Raw genomic sequence first — 22505 nt, 5'->3', positions numbered from 1 at the left:
TCCCCCTCTCCAGCCACCTCTTTATAAGTAGTTCCCGACTTAGCTTTTACTTCTGTGACAGTATCCAATTGAAATATTACGTCTTTCTGGCATCCACTCAAGAACGCAGCGGTTAACACTAGCGCAACAAGCCTGGGCAATGTCATGGGATATGACCCTATTGTAATTATTTAATCGCTTGAATCGTTATCTTATGCAAGATTTCACTCGGCAGCAGAGGGGTTGACTGATGATTTGCATATTCATCGAAACCGGCACGGTAATAATCAGATAAGGGATGACCTGACTGCCCCCCAGGAATTACCATGATGGCCTGTGACTCTAGCCCAGGTTGCACGATGAAGCGTTGAGAAGCACCAAAAGAACTTCTCTGCACCGCAGGCATAAAGCTATCACCAAAACCTGTCACGGTTGGCATGTCCAACAAGGAACTTAGCAGCGGCATCTGTTTACTGAAGGGGTGTTGTATCTTAAGGGCATTGACCTTGCCCCAGTTAAGATCGGCTAGTACTCCATTATCACTGTGTTTACTTAATAATTCCTCAGTCGAGTCGACGTAAGCCTGAATGGCAAACTTATCCCAACTTGAATACTGCTCGGGAAGCCAAGAGTCAGGCTCATCTTCCAGCAGCTGCCACATGGCAGGTTCCAGATAACGCTTAACCGGAGATAAAGACACATTTATCTGTTGCAAACCTGTCTCTATCGGGGCGAAGCTGGCATCGATTAACTTAGCCCTGAAACTACGAACTAAGGTGTATCCGACCGAGTCTGCACAGGCACAAGCCTGCCAATCCCTGATAAATTGAATATCTTTGGCAAATCTAACCGGCTCATCTGAGAGCAGGTTAATCAGATAATCATGCCAAGGCGTTAAAAACTTAGCCTTGTTGTCTAACTGTAATCGATAAAAGTCCTGCTCGCTAAACTGCTCCGACTCGAATAGACGGTCACGGATCTGCTGGCTCCTGGCACCTAGCGCATAACCTCCATCACCGAAGCGACTAAATTGTTCTGCCGACATCACACGAGCGTTGGCTGACCACAGTCGTCCATGCTGAGGATTCACTACTTGTGGTAACTCTGTCTCGTCTATCCCCCACAAGTCTCCCTGGAAGGTTTTTGGTAATTGCGCCACATTAGCAGGATTAGTCCTCGATGGCACAGCTCCGGCAGGTTTCCAGCCGGCATTGCCTTCACTGTCGACTAACATCAAGTTTTGTACCGGGATCCCAAATGTTGTCGCCAGTGCCAGTCCCTCTTGCACGCTCGATATTGTCTCTAATCCCATCAGTTCCATATCGACGGCATAATCTTGGTGTGCCACCCAAGCAAGCGCATAGTCTTGTCCATTAACACGCTTAACCGGGCCAAATTGAGATAATAGCAGCGGATATTTGATACTCGATAAAGAACCCGGGAGTTTGATTACTTCTATCTCTGTGGTTAACGGCTCCTTGTCATCGATTGCTATCCAGGGCGGTATCGATATAGGCATTGGTAAATCCCCAGGCGACCCTGTTATTTGTGCCCACAACAATGGCCGGAGCGCCAGGTAAGGAGACGCCTGTCACTTGTATAGTCTCACCTGTAGCTGATGGGTAATTCAATTGAGCGCGGTACCAGATGATAGGTACCCCAAACGACAGATGCATATCATCGGACAGCATGGCTCGACCACTCATCGTTAAATCGCCGGTTACCGCCCAATTATTGCTGCCGATATCTAAGGGTTCTTCAATCGTGCTCATCAGGGCCGTCGCCAGCAATTGAGGTTCAAGCTCTGGAGTTAATACCTCTTCGGTCGGGAGAAGACTAGAGTCGAGCGCCGCCTGATAGGGGCTATTTTGCATCACGAATGCCAACATCTGCTCGCCATATAAACGCTGGATCTGAGTCAGAGCCATGTCTCGCTTTGGGGTATTGCCTTGCAGATCCAGATACATGCTATAGATAACCAGTAAACTATCTGCCGGTTGCCACGTTTGTGGGCTTGTCCCGGTGAGCAGGTATTCGAAAGAACTCAGGCTTTGCTCTGCTACTGCGGCGTTGACGCCATTGGCATAGGCCAGTAGTAGCAATTTTTGCTTTGGTTCCATCTTAGCGACCGTATTCTCGGCTCGCTTCCTCAGTTGATGAAAACGGCGAGACTTATCCAGATTTAACGCCTTTTCACCGAAGATTTCTGCGAGTTCACCAGCCGAGTTACGCCTAAGCAGATCCATCTGAAAGAATCTATCTTGTCCATGTGCAAAACCCAGAGCATAAGCCACATCTCGACGGTTTTGACCATGTATGACCGCAGTACCCAATCTGTCTCGCTCTATGGTAACAGATTCAAATAAATGGCCGCTGCGAAACTCCCCTGATAGCTTAGGCAGACTCAGATGTAGCCCAAAATAAGCTGTCGAAAGCAGAATAAAAATCAGCGAGAGGATCGGGATCAGGAGTGTTTTTATTATTTTAGTCATCAAGTTTCGTCATAATATTCATTATCATGACGATGACTATAACCTAAGTTACACTGATGTTAACTAAAACAATCTAGCATTATAATATTAAAAAGGCACTTAGAAATAGTAGCAGTGAAACCTGGATTTTGCATATTTGGTATTAACGCTTTACTCGATTAGAATAGCCACTTATAACAATGACATTATCAATAGTAAGTCAAAAACATGGCAAAACCCAATAAGAAAGGCCCCACACGCACTGTCGATATCTTCTGCGCTAAGTGCAAAACCCAGTTGTTTAAGTATCGCAAGGGTGGCAAAGGCGCTTTGGTGAAGTGCTTCAAGGAACGAATCGTCGCAGACTTCACTCACACGCCCTGCATCTGCCCCAATTGTGGGCAGGAGTTCGCCAGAGATACCTTAGTTCGAGGCACGCCGGCATTTAAGATGATAGGTGGTAAGGTGACATTTAAATAACCTTGCGTTCCCCTATAATATTTTGCTGATTACTGGTTAATTCTCGACACTATATTTGCCCTAATTTTTTCACCATAAAATCTAAAAATGCTCTGGTATTAAGCTTAGGATATTGAGCATCTTTGTAAATAGCATAAATCTCACCGCTGCCATTCTCCCTATGATTTACCGTCCAATCAGGCAAAATTGCCACTAGCTCTTTACTCTCAAGGTAAGGTTTGACCATCCACTCAGATAACAGGAGTACACCGCAACCTTTGAGTGCCGCGATTAACAAGGGCGAGCCTCCTTTAGATATCAAATTGCCCGTAACTGAGACCTTTCGCTTGCTTTTCCCCTTGTTGAAATACCAATGATGCCTCTGCCTCTCTTGGCTGATGAGTAAGCAGTTATGCTCAGCTAGATCACTGGGCTGTGTGATCGTTTTATGCTGCTCTACATAGACAGGTGATGCCGTTAACAACGGTACGATTTTCCAGTAATTTCCTAGCTTTTAAACCACTATCTTGGGGAACACCGATACGAATGGCGAGATCCACATTATCGCTATGAAGATCCACTAGCTTATTGTCTAGGTCTAAATCAATTTGCACATCCGGGTACATCTGCAAAAACTCAGGAATTATCGGCGCCAGACATAGGTTGCCAAAACTTTCGAACACAGAGATCCTTAACAAGCCTTGGGGAGTATCTTGGGTCCCTCGCATCTCAGCCAGCAAGATATCGGCATTTTCAACTAACTTGCCCGACTGTTGGTAAAAATAACGCCCCTCTTCGGTTAAAATTAGCTGACGAGTACTGCGCTTAAATAGTGTTGTTTTAAGCTGAGCCTCTAAATTATCGATATTGCGCGCGATAGAAGACGGCGCCATATGCAGAACCTGAGCAGCCTGAGAAAAGCTTCCAGAATCCACAACCTGATGAAACACCTTAATCTGTTCTAACATTTCCCATGCCTCAGTATCTCCAACATCATCTTTGCGATTTACGCAAAGCTGTTTCAGTTTATACGTGTATTCAGTTAATAGTTAGAATTATGCACAATTATGTCATCCCAATAAAGCCGATTTAAACCTCAATAAAGGACCAAAAGATGACAAAACGTATCGATATCGCCCAAACACAGCCAGCCGCATTAACTGCCATGATGTCAGTCGAGAATTATCTGGCAGAAACTAAACTATCGTCAGCACTAAAAGAGCTAATCAAGATCCGCGCATCCATGATTAATCAGTGCGCTTATTGTATTCAAATGCATACACAAGAGGCTTTGAAAGCAGGCATACCACCACAGAAGTTATTTGCAGTATCGGCCTGGAAAGAATCTCCCCTATTTGATGCTGCTGAGCGGGCGGTACTCGCCCTCACCGATGAGCTCACGCACGTTTCACAAGCGGGTCTAACCGACAGCACTTATCAAGCCTGTCTCGAGTTATTAGGTGAAGATCAGATAGCTCAAGTGATAATGCAGGTCATCATGATCAATGCCTGGAACCGTTTTTCAATAGCGACCAAGATGACTCATCAGCGAGCAGGTTAAAAATAGGAAGGTGATGTAACGGCTTAATAAAAATGACTCAGCTTGCTTTCAGTTAAGCTGATTCTTATGAATTTGGTGCTTATTTAATGCTTATACCCCGTTAAACAGATCCATGGCACTTCGGCTCATGGCTCTTACGCCTGTGCTAATAGTCAAAGGGTAGTCGGGGGCAAATTGACTCGAGTGAAGTGATGGTAAACTTTCCCCAGAAGCCTTACTGGCTTGATACAATTTAGGCTCTACGGCGCCAAGCCAGAATATGGTGATGGGACGCTTCTGGGATGTGAGACCATAGAGGCCAAAATCTTCACCGGCCATAACAGGCTCAGATTTAACCACATTAGTCTTACCTATCTCGCGCTCGATACTGGCTTGAACTGAGCTGGCTAACTCAGGGGCATTATAGGTAGAAGGTATGGTCTCATCTTCATGAACATAGACCACAGGCATTAAACTATCAGGCAGGCCTGCACTCATGGCTATGCCCTTTGTCATGCGCTTTATTGCGGCAATCTGTTGCTGACGAACTTGTGGATTATAAGATCTCAGGGTGAGCTGAAGTTTCACTTCATTGGAGATGATGTTGTGCTTAGCGCCCCCATGAATAGAACCAACGGTGATCACATTCGGCTCAAGTGGTGAGATCTCTCGACTCGATATGGTCTGCAGCGCCATCACAGTCCGTGCGGCTAACACCACAGGGTCGATAGTCATGTGGGGATAGGCGCCATGGCCTCCCTTGCCTTTAATGGTGATATCCACCGACCTCTTCCGCGGGTTGTGCCACCATCATCAGGGTGCCCTGCCAACCGATTGATTATCTGCATCAGTTGTGGTCACAACTGATGCAGATGCAAATATAGCTTTTCAAGTCCAGGTATGGCTTTACTGACAGATAGTGCTAATGATGAGTCAAGGCTGCACTTTCAAAAACACGCTACAAACTCGTAGCTCGTAGCAAGTAGCTAAGTAGCTAAGTAGCTAAGTAGCTAAGTAGCTAAGAAGCTAAGAAGCCTAAAGCTTACAACTGATAATTAAAGGTCAGCTTGGCATTACGCTCTTCACCTGGCATGCCACCGAGGAACATGGCCTTGTTGTAGTAAGTCTCATTGAACAAGTTGTTGACGTTCAACTGTAGCTTCCAGTTATCGGCCTGATAGCTGATGGCCGAATCAAATACCGTATAACTTGGCACATGACCATTGAGAATACCAAATGAGCTTGAGTTCGTGCTGCGATCGTCGACGTATTTTGCACCTAAGCTGATATCGACTGGGCTAGAGAGTGAGAACCACTCGGCGCCATAGGTGACCCAAGCACTGGCTGTCACATAAGGCACGCCCTTTTGACGAGTATCATAGCTGCTGCGATTGGGATCTTTCTTATCACGCGCATCTTGGTAAACACCGTTAACGTTGATCATCCACTGCTCATTCAAATGAGCGTTCATGTCTAACTCGACACCTGTGGTCACTTCCTTGCCGTCATAGAAGTTTTTCGGCACGTTTGGCCCTGAAACATCTTCTTCATAAGCTGGATTTGAGTATTGCAGATTAGTGCGTGAGCTCTTGAAGAACACCAAGGAGGTCAGCATCTGATCATCAAATGCCTTGAAGCGCATGCCTAGGTCGTCACTCTCCGACTCTGAATCCAGTCTGTCTGAACCATCACCTTTTACACCACCTAGCATGCTGTAAGCCGTGCGGCCTTTAGAGTGATTGACGAAAAATGACAGGTCATCGGTCGGCATATAGGTCACGCCTAAGTTATAGGTGATACCATTATCTGAACTATCCGCCCTTGGGGTGGGGTCGGCGGCACTGGCGCGATAACGCGCATCGACACCGAAGTGCTCATAGCTTTGCTTTATCTCGTTAAACGCCACGCCTACACGTGTAGTAAAGCCATAACCAAAGTAACCGACATGCTGCAGGCCAACGCCCCAGGCACTCACCTTCTTGTTGTAGTTGCTGGTCAGCAGAGGATCGTAATCCTCGAAGGAGCCTTCGCCCCAGTTAGGATCTCGAATATCATAGATATAAGGATGTTGCCCCTGATAGATGACATCACCCGCCTTGTTCTTTATGACCTTATCGGCATCATAAATCGAATACTGCTTGGAGCGTATATCACGGTCTTCAAAATTGGCATTAACTAACAGTTCATTATCTATACCGGCAAGTTCGAAATCGTATCTCAAGTCGGCGAAATACTGCCATGAGGTCTCATCGGCCGAGGCTTTACGATACTCCTGACGGCGAGCCGCAAACGGGTAAAGTACACCGTCTTCAAGCAGTGGCGCACGAGGGTCAGCATTGATGGTGCCCCGGCGATCCCAATATACATAGTTGTAGGCGCCAGTTTGGCGGGTGAAACCTGAGCTGTAATCACGATATTGCAGCTGCTGATTCAAAAATAGATTTTCGTTGAAGAAGATATTGTGGGTCAGCTTAAATCTCAGCTCTTCGCCTGCGTTGTCTTTCGCTATCGGTGAAATAATACCAGCATGGCCGAAAGCATAAGGGGTTAAACCATCACTGGCAGATAATGAATCGGCTAGTTGCTGACGTTGCTCATCGGTCAGTTGAATGCCTTTGCCTTCTGGGTCGTTGATTAGATCTTGCCAACTGGCTTCTCCGGCAGTTTTCCCGCCGACAGATTCAGCATTATAGATGCGAATGGGATGACCGATAGAATCGACTGCGATGGCATCCTTGATATATGCAGCCGACAGCATTAAGTCCTGGCTGTCGTCGAACACATATTTGATTGAGGTATAGACTTCATCGCGATCGGTACCTATATCACGATAGCCGTCACTGCGAGCCGTTTTAGCAACGACGCGGTAGGCCAGCTTGTCAGTCAATCCCCCCGTGCTATCGATACTCAGCGCATAGGAATCCCATTGACCCAGCTCGACACCAATATCGTGGCGACTGTCAAATTCAGGCTTCTTCTCGATAAGGTTAATCACGCCGCCGGCGCTGCCCATACCATACAAACCTGTCGCCGGGCCTTTGAGCACTTCTACCGACTCAACATTAGTCAGAGAGCGTGTTGGATTAAAGGTGTTGCCAAGTCCTGCGCCGCCATACATGCCGTCATAGGTATAGTTAGCACCGAGTCCGCGGATCACTAAGTTATCACCAATACCATAGTTATTACCCGCCTGCGTCACACCACTGATATTACGCACCAGATCTTGCAGATTATTCACGCCTTGGGCATTGATTAGCTCTTCATCGACGATGACGACGGCCGCAGGTGTTTCCATTAATGACATATTTGACTTTGTCGCTAGACCCGAATTCATGACCACTTGGTTTTGTCTTCCATAGACAGTGATACGCTCTATATCCTTGTTTTTCAGCTCTGCCGCTTGCACTTTCTCTGGCGCTTGAGCCTGCTCATTAGCTGACAGAAGCCCAGGTAAAAAAGCTGATGCGCACGCGACAGCAAGTAGTGAAAAACGAAATTGTTGCATCGATATTATCCCCCATTAGTATTATGGGCGGAATGATAATGATTATTGATAGCATTACAACAGGCATTTCACATGCCAATACAAAAATGTGACCTTGGTATCCATTTGAGCGAGTTTTTCGATGTTTTTTACAAAGTAAATGCCAAGAAAAAACCTTTATTTTACTCTTGAATATTATTCACTAATGAACCAAACAAGAATCAAGACTGATAGTTACGCCTTCTCAGACCCGCAAACAGACCTAGGCCCAAAAGAGAAATTAATGAAAATGCCCCGCCGCCATGACCTTTACTACTAGAATCTCCTCCTGTATATACTGTGTCTCTATCGCTACTCTCCAGCGGCAAGGCATATAAATTATCTGTATCAGCAGAACTTATGCTGGCGACAATATCGTCGAAGCCCACTTCGTATAGATCCACCAACACGTCATAATAGTCGGTATAATAGCCATTATGCAGCGTGGTCAAGACTTCAAAATCATCATCACTCGAGTCACCCAGTATGGTAAAAATATCTGTGCTGTAATAATGCACCCAAGGACCACCGTCTCGGCTCAAGTAGAGCTCTGCGTAGACATCGGCGACCTCGACCGCATCGGGCCCATAGACATCGGCATCGAAGGTCACACTAAAGGTTTGAAAAAAACCGTCAGCATCATCATCGACGAACAGGCGACTGCTGGCTTCATAGATTGAAAACTCATGATAGATGGGGTTAGAAAAGGCCTTGGGTATAGTCGACTGAACATAGTCACTGACTGTTTTTAACCCGCTTTTCTGCAGAGAGTACTGAAGCGAAATATTGCCATTTTTATGGTCGGCAATGACCTCTTCTCGAGATTTAGCTTTTATACTGGGTAGGATAAGTTGCACATGTTGCTGCAACTGGCTTAATCGCGTATTCAGCTCATCTTGTTGCACGGATTGGACTTGATTTCCAACTGAAAACGCCTGTAAGTTTACCCTCTCTATCTGGCTGGCACCCTGTTCGTCACTCGCATAAGCACTTGGAATAAACGATATTAAGGCCCCTGCAATCAAACTTAATGCAGATATTCGCTTGCCCACCCAAGATTGAGTACCTGAGCTAACTCTGGTTTCTGTATCTATTTTTACGCAATTACACTCTCTGGCTTGATTCTTTATGTTCACATTCATCATATAAACCTCAATATTCTGTCGTTGAGACCATTAAAGACGATTTAAGGTGAACATAAGCTGAACGCTAAAAATGCTATGGAGTAAAATTCGAAGGCAAGTTCCCCTGCGGCTCTAATGCATTAAGCATTGTCATCTTGGGTTCATCTTAGCTGAGGTATAACTATAAGAGCACCACTGGCGCCCATTGAACTGACTCGTTCATGGCTTTGATTTCTTAGACAAGCGCTTTAAAACTTGTGTCTTAAGAATGGGATATTTACACTGATAACAAATAAAGGCATTTAAACATCGGACATACTCAATGAAATTGGCTTCGAGCTTCATATTAGCTTTACTCACATCGGCTTGTTTACTGTTTCCGCTACAGGGAGTGGCCTCGAGTGTGACTAAGCTATCACTGGTTTCAGCTATAATATCAGTCAATGCCGTTAGCTTAAGTTCGATGAGCATCGCCGCTCAGTCTAAAAAGCCTCCGTATAAGTTAAGAGTCACCAGTTCTCAACAGGCTATTCAGTTAGTCAAGCGTCAATATCCGGGCAAGGTACTCAAGGTGCAATCGAGCCGAGTCAAGGGCAATCCTGGTTACCGAGTCAAGTTATTATCCAGTTCCGGTGCCGTATTTTATGTGTCTGTCGATGCCAAAACCGGCAGTGTGCGTAGAAACTAATTTGCAACTTAAAGACTTAACATGATGAATTTACACAGGTGATCCAATGCGAATACTGTTAGTTGAAGATGATATCGAACTACAAAACAATCTTAAACAGCACCTGCTCGATGCCAATTTCACCTTGGATGTGGCCAGTGACGGAGAAGATGGTTTGTTTCAGGGAAGTGAGTATATCTATGATGCCGCGATCATAGATATCGGATTACCTAAGCTGAACGGCATCGAACTGATCACTAAACTCAGAGAGCAAGAGATAGACTTTCCCATCTTGATCTTAACCGCCCGTGATAGCTGGCAAGATAAGGTAGAGGGCTTAGATGCCGGCGCCGATGATTACCTGACGAAACCTTTCCATCCTGAAGAGCTGATCGCCCGGCTCAATGCCTTGATCCGTCGCTCGGCAGGCAAGGCCAGTCCACTGGTCTACAATGGACCTTTCAGCATCAATACCAGTACGCTAGAGGTTAAGAAGTCCGGTCAGCTAATGAATTTAAGCAGCTCTGAATACAAGCTATTCGAGTTTTTTATGCTGCACCCAGGAGAGGTTAAATCTAAGACTGTGCTGATTGAGCATATCTACGATCAAGACTTCGACTTAGACTCTAACGTGATCGAGGTCTTTATTCGCAGGTTGCGCAAGAAGTTAGATCCAGACAATCAGCTCGGACTGATAGAAACATTGAGGGGACAAGGTTATCGTTTGAAGCCACTGGCTCGCGGTGAACAGCACACTGAAGATGGACCGGATGCTAAATAAACTATCAAACCTGATGAATTCACTCAAGGCACGCCTGATTATCAGCGCGCTCTTGCTGATCCTAATCTTACTGCCCTTGATTGGTTTTACCCTGAACGATGCATTCAAACAACAAGTCTCGGCATCGGCCAAAAATGAATTAAAAGCCTATCTCTACTCAATTTTAGCCGTGACCGAGGTGGATAACGGCCAACTTATGATGCCCGAAGCCTTAGCAGAGAATCAATTTAATGTGATTCAATCTGGCTTATTTGCACTCATTTCAACGCCAAATCCCGATAGCAAAAAAAACAGTGTCAGTTGGCAATCCAACTCACTTCTAGGGCTGGACTTGCCCGAGAACTTGCCCCAGCCAGAGATAGGTCAAAGTGAGTTTAAGGAGATAGAGATTGATGGCAAGCCCCATATTATCTACAGCTACAGCGCTAGTTTCGAACGTAAAGTCTTATCCAATGATGGATTGAATGTTGACTATGTCGCCTTCCCAATCACGGTGCACATCATTAAAGATCAACTCGACTACCAGGACCAAATAGATTTATTCAGTCAACATCTTTGGAGCTGGTTACTGATCTTGATGGTTTTCCTGGTATTAGTTCAGCTGGCTTGGCTGCTTTGGACTCTCAAGCCCTTGGCTCAGTTTACGCGAGAACTTAACGAGATAGAGCAAGGCAAGGCCATGCAGCTTCAGGCAAAGTATCCCAATGAACTGCAAGCTGTAGCGAGACAACTCAACACCCTGCTCAACACCGAGCAGCGCCAGCGAAAACGTTACCGCAATGCCCTAGCGGATCTGGCCCATAGCCTAAAAACGCCACTGGCAGTGATTCAAAGTCAGAAAGGTTTGAGCAAGAGTTCATTCGAGCAAACCAATATCATTAGCCGCATCATAAGTCATCAACTCAAACGAGCACAAACGGCAGCCGGGTCATCCTGGCACTTAGGCGTTAATGTCATGTCGGTGTCAGATAAGCTAGTGAGGACCTTGCCAAAAATATACCGTGAACCTCAGATAGAGATAAACTCTAGTGTCGACAAACTGTGTATTTTCAAGGGTGACGAAGCCGATTTAATCGAAATATTAGGTAACTTGCTCGACAATGCCTGTAAGGCTGCCAAGGCTCGAGTGCACCTGACCGTCAGCATGAAAGACACCAGACTCAACATAGATATAGAGGATGATGGCCCGGGAGTATCACCCGAACTTGAGAGTGAAATCTTCGAACGCGGCATACGCGCCGACTCCTACCAACAGGGAAACGGCATAGGACTGGCCATAGTTCGTGATTTGGTTGACAGTTATCAGGGCCAACTTTCAGTGTCTCGCTCAGATACGCTGGGCGGCGCCAAATTTAGCCTGAGCTTTAGCTAATCCGAGCAGATATTACCAGAAGAAAATAGCATCACTTAACGATAAGCAGAGATCAACTCATCTCAAAACCAGTGACACTATTGCTAATTACTTAGCCCTGATTTGTCATCAGATAGATATTGGTTGATGGGGGATTCCCGTCAACATCTGCATCCCTAGGAGGAATTATAATTTGAGGGGCTATCTGGATTACTGATATCGATGGCGTAATAACGAGTTAGCTAACGAGTCTGTATTTCCTGCTAACTTAGCAACTTCACTCTTATTTAACCTTGTCATCCCCGAAGAAGACCCCTGAAGCCTAGCTGAAACCTATTTTCCTATTGAGTGTTCAATAAACTTCTTCGATAATCCACACAGCCAAAATTCTTGGCGCTTATGAGACATTCACATTGCAGTTAATTTGGCTAGATAATCTACACCGCAGAGGCGTCTACGGCTTTTACCGCAGTTACATGCCCTATACCCGCATCAGTCGAAAAGAGCAGATAGCCTTATTGATAAATGATAATGAACACACTTACCCCGCTGACTCTGACATCAAAGCTGAGAAGATAAGTTTATTGATAAATGATGATGAACACACTTGCCCCCCTGGCTCATACATTAAAGCAGAGCAGATTCTTGCAAGTCTCAGGCTTAGGCCTATTGGAGAATTTAACTTACTGAACGGTATGCTGGTTCACCCAGACCATAGAGGAAAAGGTATAGGCCACCAGCTAATGCAGCGAGTAGCAGATAAACTGACAGCAAAAGAAACCTATCTGTTTTCTCTACCACACCTGGTGGGATTTTACCGAAAGCATGGATTTAGCCAAGATGTCCAAGCCCCGAATGATATCCAACAGCTTTTTGATAAATATACCAACCAAGGTAAAGACCTTGTCATGATGGGCTATACCAAAGTAAACAATCAGAATTTGTGATTTAACCTTTCTCTTGCCGTTGCGCTTGCCTTGGTAAGCTAAATAAGGCATCGACTTGAGCAACTTATAGCCCAGCCAGATCATCAGAGTGGCAAAACAGATCCTTAACGGCTTCATCTGACCTCCGCGAAGGACTCTCTAAAACAGAAAACAAACCATGGTGAGAGCCCGAATAAACAGGGCTTCAACCGGTTCAAAAATAGCGGCAAGCACAAGAGTAGAGCTGACAACCAGAATCACTCTGGTCGTGGTTTCTCTTTTAACTGGCTGACTCTTTGATGGTGACATCCTGGTTACCTTTTACGCGTTTTAATCTAAGTTCAATAGGTGATTAGTACACATAATGGAATAGACTCACCATGCGTATTAATCGCTCACCAAAAAAATTAAACACTAAATTATCAGTTTAATAGATAATAACAGTTGCACGAGAACCAACAAATAGATTATCAGGAAGTTTAGCATGACAAATAAGAAAATAGCCATCTTCGTCGATGTACAGAATATCTACTACACCTGTCGTCAGGCCTATGGCCGCCAGTTTAACTACCGTAAACTATGGCAACACATTGGCCATAAAGGAGACATTGTCTCAGCCACGGCCTACGCTATTCATAAAGGCGACGAAGGTCAGCTTAAATTTCAGGATGCACTCAAACACATAGGCTTCGATATTAAGCTAAAACCATTTATTCAGCGCAGTGATGGCTCGGCAAAAGGCGATTGGGACGTGGGGATAGCCATCGATGTGATGGAGGCGGCTGCGGAAGTGGATACTATCATCCTGCTCTCCGGCGATGGTGATTTCGACTTACTCATGCTCAAGATTTATCAAAAGTATGGCGTCGATACTCAGGTCTATGGAGTCCCGGCCTTAACCGCCAAGTCTCTTATCGATGCCAGTTGCAAATTTATTGAAATCGATGAGGCTTTACTGCTTTAACGCAGAAGAAAAAACGATTAAAAAATGAAGTCGTAATTCACAATGCAAAACAATGAGTTAACCAGATAAGATCACTTTAATTCATCATAAAAAAATTGAAAGTTAGATTTATTTATCATCTGTAGTGAACTTTGTTCGAGATAGTGACTCTGACTATATGAAGCAAGTTGAGTGTAACTTGTTTCATGTTTTCATCATGGTTCATCACCTCCCTGTTAGAGGGCTCAATGAGCTCTCAACTGAAAGGTAAGTTAAGTTAATTTGCTAGCGCTTAGTGCTTACCAGTTCAGAACTTATTCTATTAAGAATGTTTGGCACCTCATTGAGGTGCCATTTTTTTTGCTTATTTAAATAATTGTTAAAATAACTAGCTTTTAAAATTTAAACTTTTATCTAACTGAACCACGATCGATGGATGATAGCCCACTCTCGCCTGGCTATAGATCTGCTTAATTTCGGTCTCATAGCCGGCTATTAGCAACTCAGAGTAGAGTGGTCTGACAAACTTACCTCGACCAATACGAATAAGATAATCACTCAATGCAGGTAATACAGGATCGTAGTGATTACGGATAGCCACCCTAAACCAATCACAGGCAATTTCTGCGTTAGTCGATTGAGTCAGGTTAAAGCATTCATCTAACTCCATCAGCTGCTCTTGACTCAGTGCCTCAGGCAGTGAATTTAAGAAGTACTGCCAATGATGAACCCGCCAGCTATCAGTCTCTAACGAGCTTGCTGGTGTACCTTGTAGCCAAGACTCTATGCCTGCTTCGACTTTATCTAAACTGTTTGATACCGGCGCAGTAAACCAGTCTGGCATGCCACAACCATAGACCCATTCCAGCAACTCAGCCTCGCTGAGCTTATCACCATGTTCAACGAGTAGCGTCTGCTTGGCATATTCGATAAATGTTTCTGTGGTTATCGCCTCGAATGCAAAGTGCTGCACATAGGTATAAAGAAACTTATCGAATGCCTCACGACCCAAGCGGCGCTCCAGATCATGGACAAACATGGACGCCTTATCATAAGTGAAACGATTGAAGGCCTCATTGGGATCTTGTGTCTGCACATTGGCTGGCAAGTTCTGTTCGGCGAGTTCAGTGGCTGCCAGCTCCTCCTTCAAGCGACCATATTCCAATACCAATTCCAACTCGGCTTGCTCTTTACCAAACACAGCCTCGACGATACGATTAGTAAAATAGGTGGTAAAGCCCTCATTGAGCCAAAGATCTCGCCAGGTGGCATTACTGACAAGGTTTCCAGTCCAGGAGTGGGCCAACTCATGAGCCACGGTAGACACCAGACTCTTGTCTCCTGCGATCAGGGTCGGCGTAATAAATGCCAAGCGAGGGTTTTCCATGCCACCAAAGGGGAAACTAGGTGGCAAGACTATCATGTCATAACGCCCCCAGGGATAAGGCCCCAGCAGAGACTCGGCGATTTCTACCATCAGCTCGGTATCTTCAAACTCTTTGACCGCTGCATCTAACACTTCGGGCTCAGCATAGACCCCGGTACGATCGCCTATTTTACCGAAGGCGAGATCTCCCACCGCTATGGCCAAGAGATGAGTCGGCATGGATTTCTCCATAAAGAAAGAGAACTCCCCATCCAGACTCGCCGTCGCATCGTTCATGGCACTCATCACAGCCCGCATGCCAACAGGCACCTTAACAATTGCCTCGAACGTGATGCGGGCCTTAGGGCTATCTTGCAAGGGGATCCAACTTCTGGCATTAACGGGCTGAGATTGGCTGAATAGAAATGGCAAAGACTTACCACTGGTTTGCTCTGGAGTTAACCATTGCAGACCTTGGGCATTGGGTGAGGTCTGATAATACAGCTTCACACTTGCAGTCTGGCTCAGCAGAGAAATATTAAGTCTCTCGCCTAATATGAGGTCGTGTTTATCAATACTAAATGTTAAGGCATCATCCTTATCATCCCGTACCTCCAGTATGGTGAGATCGCGAAGATCTAACCATAAATGACGACAACTGGTATCGATATAATCCAGCGTTAACTCGGCAACACCTGTTAACTGTTTAGCAGCAAAATCGACTTCGAGATCTAATGCTAAATGCTTGACTCTAATTTCATCGACATTAGCAAATGAATGATAGTCACGATTATTATCCCATTGATTTGACAATATAATTTCCTTTTAGTCATTACGAATTAACTTGAGGCATCAAATATAAATAGCCTGACACATGTATATAAAGTTTAATATCATCGATAACACATACCACCAATATTAATGATTATCTTAAACACTGCCGGTGAACGTGTCATTGCAATTGACTTCATTTAACTTAGATGAAACACTTGAGGATATTGTATACAAAAACACATTTCGAGGGAACACGCCGTGCAAACGTTTAAACTTTTATCATTAACGGGTCTGCTTAGCCTAAGTGCCTGCCATTCATCGATTGAAGAAGATCCAACCAGTTTAGCCGCGGTTTTATCTCAAAATCATGCCTGTAGTGACACCATAGTCATACGTTCACAAGCCCTAACAACAGAGCAGATAGCCGAGGCTTGTACGCTAATGGGCAAACAAGAAGCTAAATTTCATCAGCTATTTGGTACCCAAGGTAAGCCTGTCGCCAACGACAACAACATGAGTATGCGAGCCAACGTCTATCATTCTCGCGAAGATTACACTCAGTATGTAACCACTCACTTCGATGTACCCAGCGACAATGGCGGTATGTTCCTCGAAGGCTTACCGGGCCAAGCAGACAATCAGGCAGAATTTGTCGCCTATGAAAAGAAGGGACAGATTTGGAACTTAGCCCATGAATATGTGCATTATCTGGATGGCCACTTTAACTTATATGGTGATTTTTGTGCCTCTCTGCACGACTCCCACAGTGCACCAGAATACTGCCCGAAGCCTGCACCACTCTTGCCCTATTTGATCTGGTGGAGTGAAGGATTAGGTGAATATGTCTCCCGAGGAGATGATAATCAAGCCGCTATCGACTTGGCTAAAAAATCCCTACTGGGCAATACTGAGTACGCACTGAGTGAGCTATTTAATACTGGCTACGAGATAAATGGCGGCACCGACAGAGTCTATCGTTGGGGATATTTATCGGTTCGCTTTATGATGGAAAACCACAAAGATAAAATCGACAATATGCTCACCTTCACCCGTAAGGGAGACTACCCAAGGTACCAGGCATTAGTTAAGCAATGGGGCACGAGTATGGATGATGAATTTAAGACCTGGTTGGTTGAACTCACCAGCTAATCTTATTCATTTTAGACGTTGGAGAAAGTGGGCTGGAAAATATTTTATCTTTTTTCCAATAAAAGATGAACTATCCGCATAAATGGCACTCTGACACTATGACCCGAATTATCGGCTTGTGTTTAACGTTAAATTGAAGTCGTTTCATTGTTCATCATCACTCCCTTTTAGATAGTTTCTAGCGCAACTGTCACCCTATTCCAAATTTGGAACATGTAGCGACCCGATTAGGTCGCTTTTTTTTGTTTGAATTTTGCATGAAACGGTAAAGAGCTGAGAAGCTAATCCTAGAACCTAGAAGCTAGGAACTGCAGTAAGAAACAGGATCAAAAAAGGCCTCAGATGAGGCCTTTTTAACATTATCAGTCTAGCAATATGCAGCTTGTAGACTTAAAGGCGAATGCCCACTTTGGCTAAATCTTTAGCTGTCACACTACGTGGTAATGGCACATAACCATCTTTCTCTACGATTTGCTGACCTTGCTTGGACAATGCAAACTTCAAGAATTCACGGTCCATTGGTGATAGTTCTTTGTTCGGATGCTTGTTCACATAAATATAAAGATAACGAGATAATGGGTAAACACCACTTGCCGCATTGGCCGCATTTGCTTCGATATACTTAGTCCCCTTCTTCGCAATGGCCACCGCCCTCACACCAGCAGTCTTGTAGCCGATACCCGAGTAACCTATGGCATTGAGTGACTGAGACACAGATTGAACCACAGATGCAGAACCTGGTTGCTCATTCACATTCGCCTTGAAATCACCTTTACACAATGCTTTCTTCTTGAAGTAACCATAAGTACCCGATACTGAATTACGACCATAAAGCTGTACATCACGAGCAAACCAACTACCTTCCAGACCCAAGTCGCCCCAACGTTTAACTTCGCTGCCACCACATTTATGCGTCGCCGAGAAGATGTTGTCAATCTGTTCGATGCTCAGGCCTTTAATTGGGTTATCTTTATGAACAAATACCGCTAAGGCATCGATAGCGACACGAATCACCGTAGGCTGGTAGCCATAATGCTTCTCGAACGCTTCAACTTCATTAGGCTTCATCTTGCGGCTCATAGGACCGAATTGAGACGTCCCTTCCGTGAGCGCTGGAGGCGCAGTAGAAGAGCCAGCCGCTTGAATTTGGATGTTCACGTTAGGATACATCTCTTTAAACTCTTCGGCCCAAAGTGTCATCATGTTAGCCAGAGTATCTGAGCCTACAGAAGATAGGGTACCCGATACGCCGCTTGTTTTTTCATAAACAGGTAGTGACGGATCGATTGCAGCGATTGATGCTGCAGAGAATAAACTAGCGGCTGTTAAACTAACCGCGCCGACAAGCTGTTTCAGTTTCATTCTTTGCTCCAGTGTTAAGCGTACTTGCTCATTAATTGAATTAACATTTAAGTTGCAGCCAGTATCTGTTTCTATGATGACAAGTCTATTACTCTGGTGTGACACTTAGATGACAATGTGCGTTTTAAGTGAATTTTTAATGTCTAATACCATTCCGAGTAAGTATCTGATAATTCAGCGGGAGTTCAAAGCTCTGTAGGCAAGGTCTCTATATTGCTCCTGCAATATAGAGATTCACCACATCCATGTGGCTTGCGGATGCTTGAAGCTAATAGTTATTCTATATCAAAAGTATCTAATGCAGCATAAAGGGCTTTGAAACCCGCACTGTGTGAGGCTCTCAGTGTTTCCACTTCGGTGTTGCATTGACTTAAAAGGGAATACCATTTCCTCATCAATGCGCCTTGAATTGAAAAAACCGAGAGCCTCTGAACTGACCAGATACTTATATGGGATGGTATAAGCTAGTTATTATTTATGTGCATGATAAAAGCAAAAAAGCAGACTCAAGGTCTGCTTTTTTATGAACTCACGAGCCCAATCACTTATTTAATTTTTGTGGTGAGTCCCTTCGATGAGATTAGTCGGGATAACGAAGCTAAATGTACTGCCCTTACCAAGTTCACTGTCAATCATTAACTCACTCTGATGATTACTCAGGGCATGTTTAGTGATGGCCAAGCCTAATCCCGTACCGCCTCTTTGACGGGTTCTGGCACTGTCCACTCGATAAAAACGTTCGGTTAACCTGCCAATATGCTGGGGCGCAATACCGTCACCACTGTCAGTGACACTAAATAAGCCACCTGTCGCGACTCGTTGCCAACATACCCTTATCTGCCCACCTGGCTCTGTATATCGAATCGCATTAGAGATAAGGTTAGAGCAAGCACTCCTGAGCTCAATTTCATTACCATAGAGATGATAGTCAGGCTCACAAGCAAAACTTAGATGGTATTCCCCCTGAGACAGCGCGTTAGCTTCCTCTTTTAACACCTCGAACATATGGTCCATATTGATGATATTGCTTAAATTCAATTCAACTGAATCTTCTATCCTAGACAGGACTAAGAGTTGTTCGACCATAGAGCGCATGCGATTGGTTTGTTGCTGCATCTGCTCAATCGCCTTAACATTTGGCGAGCCTGGCTCTGCCATGGACTGCATCATTTCCAGATAACCTTGCAGCACTGTGAGTGGGGTTTTCAATTCGTGAGACACGTTAGCGACAAAATCTTTACGCATCCCCTCGAGTTGCCTCACCCGGGTAATATCTCTGGCGATAAGCAGAAACTGCCCCGAGCCATAGCCCATGATACGGATCTCCAAGATGCGTCCCTCACAGAGTGGCGATGCCAACTCGAATGGCTCTTGATAGGCGGCTTTCTGCAAATAATTAGAAAAATCAGGATGACGAATTAAGTTATCGATTCTCTGGCCGCTATCCAGTGGCCAGACAAAACCCAATAACAGCTGGGCAAGCTTGTTACACCAGATGATGTTGTGCTCAGAATCTAACACCACAGCAGCATCGGGAAGTGCCTCTGCACCTTGCCTGAAGCGGCCAAGCAGAAACGCTAATTGGGAAACACGTTTACGGTTTTTCCCCTGCAGGCGATAAATACCATTGAAGACACCTTCCCAACTACCGCGACCATTGGGCGGGGTTAGCCTTCTGTCACGCCATAACCAGAAGTTGAGTTTGGAGAGCTGGCGATAATGCCAGAACAGCAATGCCAGAGACCCTAGCAGGAGAACCCAGACAACCTCGCCCAGGAGCAGACCAAGAATAAAGCATAACACCAGATAAGTGACTAACCGAGATAGCAGCCGATAACCCGAATATGAATCAAACATAAAAATCGCATCGAAACCATAGGTAAGAGACGGGCACAAGATAACCTAAATTAGATCTCGTGCCTAACGCTTTCAAGCTCAGTTACAGTCTCGTTGAGAATCGGTAACCCGCACCGCGAACCGTTTGAATCAAATGATCGTGTTCAGATGGCTCAATCGCCTTACGCAGACGCCTGATATGCACATCGACCGTTCTGTCTTCTACATAGACATTGGTGCCCCAAACATTATCGAGTAACTGCTCACGACTGTAGACTCGCTCAGGATGAGTCATAAAAAAATGCAGTAACCTGAATTCTGTCGGCCCCATTTCCAATACCTGATCCCCTACGGTCACTCTGTGACTGACAGGGTCTAACATAAGCCCCTGAACATCTATAGGTTCTTCTGAGCTGGTAGGAGAGCTGCGGCGTAGCACAGCCTTGATTCTAGCCACTAACTCTTTCGGAGAGAAAGGCTTAGTGATGTAGTCGTCGGCGCCCACTTCCAGGCCACGCACCTTATCTTCCTCTTCACCACGCGCCGTGAGCATGATGATAGGGATCCGACGAGTAAACTCATCCTGACGCAGACGCTTTGCCAGTTGGATTCCGCTGCCGCCAGGAAACATCCAATCTAATAAAATAAGATCGGGATACGGCTCCGATATCATGTTTAGTGCGGAATCGAAATCTTCAGCCGATGTAGTGGTAAAACCATGTTGCTCTAGAACAAATTTCAGCATCTCTCGGATAGCTAACTCATCTTCAACAATTAATATCTTAGCAGTCATATGCAATCTTCTGTCAGTGAATGTTCGCGCATCTATTATTGCGTCAGTTTTATTACAAAATTATGATCGGCTGGCTTATATTGTCATAAAGTGCAGATTATTGTTATAAAACTTGTATAAACGGGTAAAAATTCAGCATAAAAAAAGGAGGCCTAAGCCTCCTTGTTCTCGCGTTGTTCTTTAATCAGCACAATTAGAACTTATGTTCGATGCCAAGACCGAGGAATTTGTCATCGTTTTCAATATTTTCATATGAACGATTAGTGTAGAAAGCAATAAGCTTAGTCGGCTTACCGAGTTTGTAATCGGCGCCCACAGACCATGAATCACCCTTGTTTTCCATGTCCTGATACTGAGTTTTAAGCACGATGGCATCGATAGTGTAAGACGCGCTTAGCAGGTAACCTGTGTAGCTGTCACCATCGAAAGGATTAACCACATTATTGTCGTATGCATAAACCTTCTCTTCCTGTTGGTACATGGCGCCAAGTTTAAATCCGGCAATCTTGCCCTGAACAGTTGCACGAGCGACTTGGTAGCCTTTGACGTCTGAGTCATAGGCGATAGAGGCATAGATAGGTGACTTCTTAAGGCCCTTGTCACCATACATGGCCGCCAAACTGTAACCATCTTGCTCTAACTGAGCACTGTCAGCACTTGCCACATAAGTCACACCAAACTTAACACCACTGAAAGAAGGCGTGACATACGTGGCGGTCTGGGCCAGGCGATTTTCGCCCTTAAATAGCTTCTTGATATCGCCAGACATATCGTTAAACAGGTCAATTTTACCTTGGGACTGTTTAAGCATAGTATCGTTACGACCCACAGCAATTGAACCGAAACCGCCTCGTAGACCCACAAATTGGTTACGTGCCTTGAAATTCTCTTTGTCGTCATCACCGGTATCAACTTCATACTCGATAGTATAAAACACCTCTAACGAGCTGCTAAGCTCGAACGCTCCCTTCACACCAAAACGTGACGCGTTACTTTGAATCCTAGTCTCTGAATCACCGTTAACATCATTAGACTGAGCCGTGATGTTCAACTTACCGTAGACAGTGAGAGGATCTGCCGCATGTGCAGAAGCTAGAGTAGCAGTAGCAAGCGCAGAAGCGAGTAAAGTTTTACAAAAAACGTTCATCATTTAATCCTTTCGACGTATCTGTTCGTCTGGGTTATTGGTTTGGACGGGCGGAAGTTTGCAATGTTTCTGTTGCAGTTTTATTTCAATCTAGAACAATTTTCATAAAAACCAGAAACTAAGAGGAAAAATAAAAATAAACCCCATATACATCAAGGTCTACAGAGCAACACATTTTTAATGTGACAGTTTTATGAATTATCCTGAACCCTGCCATATTCATAAGTATTTTCAGGTTTACCAGAGAGTGACAATGTCTTACACTGCGGCTTCATTTTTTGATTGAGCGCTTATTATGTGGTTAAAAACCTGAC

Annotated in this window: 17 protein-coding genes and 2 pseudogenes; 8 read left to right on the top strand and 11 right to left on the bottom strand. The window is 44.9% G+C overall.

All coding sequences use genetic code 11. The features are described 5' to 3' along the window. Positions 1-166 precede the first annotated feature (166 nt). Positions 167-2471, bottom strand: a pseudogene (locus tag KT99_RS23585) (penicillin acylase family protein). A gap of 207 nt (positions 2472-2678) precedes the next feature. On the opposite strand from KT99_RS23585, the gene KT99_RS12025 reads away from it, so the two are divergent. Next, positions 2679-2930, top strand: coding sequence for a hypothetical protein (locus KT99_RS12025; protein ID WP_005500399.1), 252 nt, complete (start codon positions 2679-2681; stop codon positions 2928-2930). 49 nt (positions 2931-2979) lie between these two features. On the opposite strand, the gene KT99_RS23410 is transcribed toward KT99_RS12025, so the two are convergent. Then, entirely contained in the window at positions 2980-3393 is a 414-nt protein-coding gene (locus KT99_RS23410) for a LysR substrate-binding domain-containing protein (protein ID WP_005500397.1), read from the bottom strand. Further along, positions 3356-3877, bottom strand: a complete 522-nt coding sequence (locus KT99_RS23405; protein ID WP_005500395.1) for a LysR family transcriptional regulator — start codon at positions 3875-3877, stop codon at positions 3356-3358. The genes KT99_RS23410 and KT99_RS23405 overlap by 38 nt, the downstream gene beginning before the upstream one ends. Positions 3878-4023: 146 nt before the next feature. Here KT99_RS23405 and KT99_RS12015 point away from each other — a divergent pair, with 146 nt between their 5' ends. Beyond that, the gene (locus tag KT99_RS12015; RefSeq protein WP_005500394.1) at positions 4024-4470 is read left to right on the top strand and encodes a carboxymuconolactone decarboxylase family protein; all 447 of its coding nucleotides are present in this window, start codon (positions 4024-4026) and stop codon (positions 4468-4470) included. A 90-nt stretch (positions 4471-4560) separates the two neighbouring features. Here KT99_RS12015 and KT99_RS12010 read toward each other — a convergent pair. From KT99_RS12010 to KT99_RS12000, 3 genes and pseudogenes are all read right to left on the bottom strand, one after another. After that, positions 4561-5235, bottom strand: a pseudogene (locus tag KT99_RS12010) (M20 metallopeptidase family protein); the annotation flags it as partial. A gap of 256 nt (positions 5236-5491) precedes the next feature. Continuing rightward, a complete protein-coding gene (locus KT99_RS12005) occupies positions 5492-7954 on the bottom strand; it encodes a TonB-dependent receptor (RefSeq protein WP_005500388.1) in 2463 nt (820 codons plus the stop codon). Between the two features lie 200 nt (positions 7955-8154). Next, positions 8155-9114, bottom strand: a complete 960-nt coding sequence (locus KT99_RS12000; RefSeq protein WP_005500386.1) for a choice-of-anchor H family protein — start codon at positions 9112-9114, stop codon at positions 8155-8157. Positions 9115-9418: 304 nt separating this feature from the next. Here KT99_RS12000 and KT99_RS21675 point away from each other — a divergent pair, with 304 nt between their 5' ends. From KT99_RS21675 to KT99_RS11975, 5 genes are all read left to right on the top strand, one after another. Beyond that, positions 9419-9784: a PepSY domain-containing protein gene (locus KT99_RS21675; protein WP_050774357.1), complete on the top strand. Its 366-nt coding sequence runs from the start codon at positions 9419-9421 to the stop codon at positions 9782-9784. A 46-nt stretch (positions 9785-9830) separates the two neighbouring features. After that, complete coding sequence (locus tag KT99_RS11990) at positions 9831-10544, top strand: response regulator transcription factor (RefSeq protein WP_005500380.1); 714 nt, start codon at positions 9831-9833, stop codon at positions 10542-10544. After that, positions 10534-11916 (top strand): ATP-binding protein, encoded by a 1383-nt coding sequence (locus KT99_RS11985; RefSeq protein ID WP_005500378.1) that lies wholly within the window; start codon positions 10534-10536, stop codon positions 11914-11916. Before KT99_RS11990 ends, KT99_RS11985 begins: the two co-directional genes overlap by 11 nt. 392 nt (positions 11917-12308) lie before the next feature. Next, positions 12309-12842 (top strand): GNAT family N-acetyltransferase, encoded by a 534-nt coding sequence (locus tag KT99_RS11980; RefSeq protein ID WP_005500376.1) that lies wholly within the window; start codon positions 12309-12311, stop codon positions 12840-12842. Between the two features lie 463 nt (positions 12843-13305). Further along, entirely contained in the window at positions 13306-13785 is a 480-nt protein-coding gene (locus KT99_RS11975; protein ID WP_005500373.1) for a LabA-like NYN domain-containing protein, read from the top strand. 367 nt (positions 13786-14152) lie between these two features. Here the strand turns inward: KT99_RS11975 and KT99_RS11970 are convergent, their stop codons facing one another. Next, a complete protein-coding gene (locus KT99_RS11970) occupies positions 14153-15943 on the bottom strand; it encodes a M1 family metallopeptidase (protein ID WP_005500371.1) in 1791 nt (596 codons plus the stop codon). Between the two features lie 219 nt (positions 15944-16162). Here KT99_RS11970 and KT99_RS11965 point away from each other — a divergent pair, with 219 nt between their 5' ends. Continuing rightward, positions 16163-17053 (top strand): collagenase, encoded by an 891-nt coding sequence (locus tag KT99_RS11965; RefSeq protein WP_005500369.1) that lies wholly within the window; start codon positions 16163-16165, stop codon positions 17051-17053. Between the two features lie 390 nt (positions 17054-17443). Here KT99_RS11965 and KT99_RS11960 read toward each other — a convergent pair whose 3' ends face one another. From KT99_RS11960 to KT99_RS11945, 4 genes are all read right to left on the bottom strand, one after another. Further along, the gene (locus KT99_RS11960; RefSeq protein ID WP_040571928.1) at positions 17444-18415 is read right to left on the bottom strand and encodes a PstS family phosphate ABC transporter substrate-binding protein; all 972 of its coding nucleotides are present in this window, start codon (positions 18413-18415) and stop codon (positions 17444-17446) included. A 549-nt stretch (positions 18416-18964) separates the two neighbouring features. Continuing rightward, a complete protein-coding gene (phoR, locus tag KT99_RS11955) occupies positions 18965-20272 on the bottom strand; it encodes a phosphate regulon sensor histidine kinase PhoR (RefSeq protein WP_005500366.1) in 1308 nt (435 codons plus the stop codon). An 82-nt stretch (positions 20273-20354) separates the two neighbouring features. Next, positions 20355-21044, bottom strand: coding sequence for a phosphate regulon transcriptional regulator PhoB (phoB, locus tag KT99_RS11950; protein ID WP_005500365.1), 690 nt, complete (start codon positions 21042-21044; stop codon positions 20355-20357). A 193-nt stretch (positions 21045-21237) separates the two neighbouring features. Next, positions 21238-22194 carry a porin gene (locus tag KT99_RS11945; protein ID WP_040571927.1) on the bottom strand — a complete coding sequence of 319 codons (957 nt, stop codon included), beginning with the start codon at positions 22192-22194 and terminating at the stop codon, positions 21238-21240. Positions 22195-22505: the final 311 nt, after the last annotated feature.

Origin of the sequence: Shewanella benthica KT99 (assembly GCF_000172075.1) — a bacterium.
Lineage (GTDB): Bacteria > Pseudomonadota > Gammaproteobacteria > Enterobacterales > Shewanellaceae > Shewanella > Shewanella benthica_A.
Note: the sequence above shows the minus strand (reverse complement) of the source record. Positions and strands in the feature narration are given on the sequence as shown.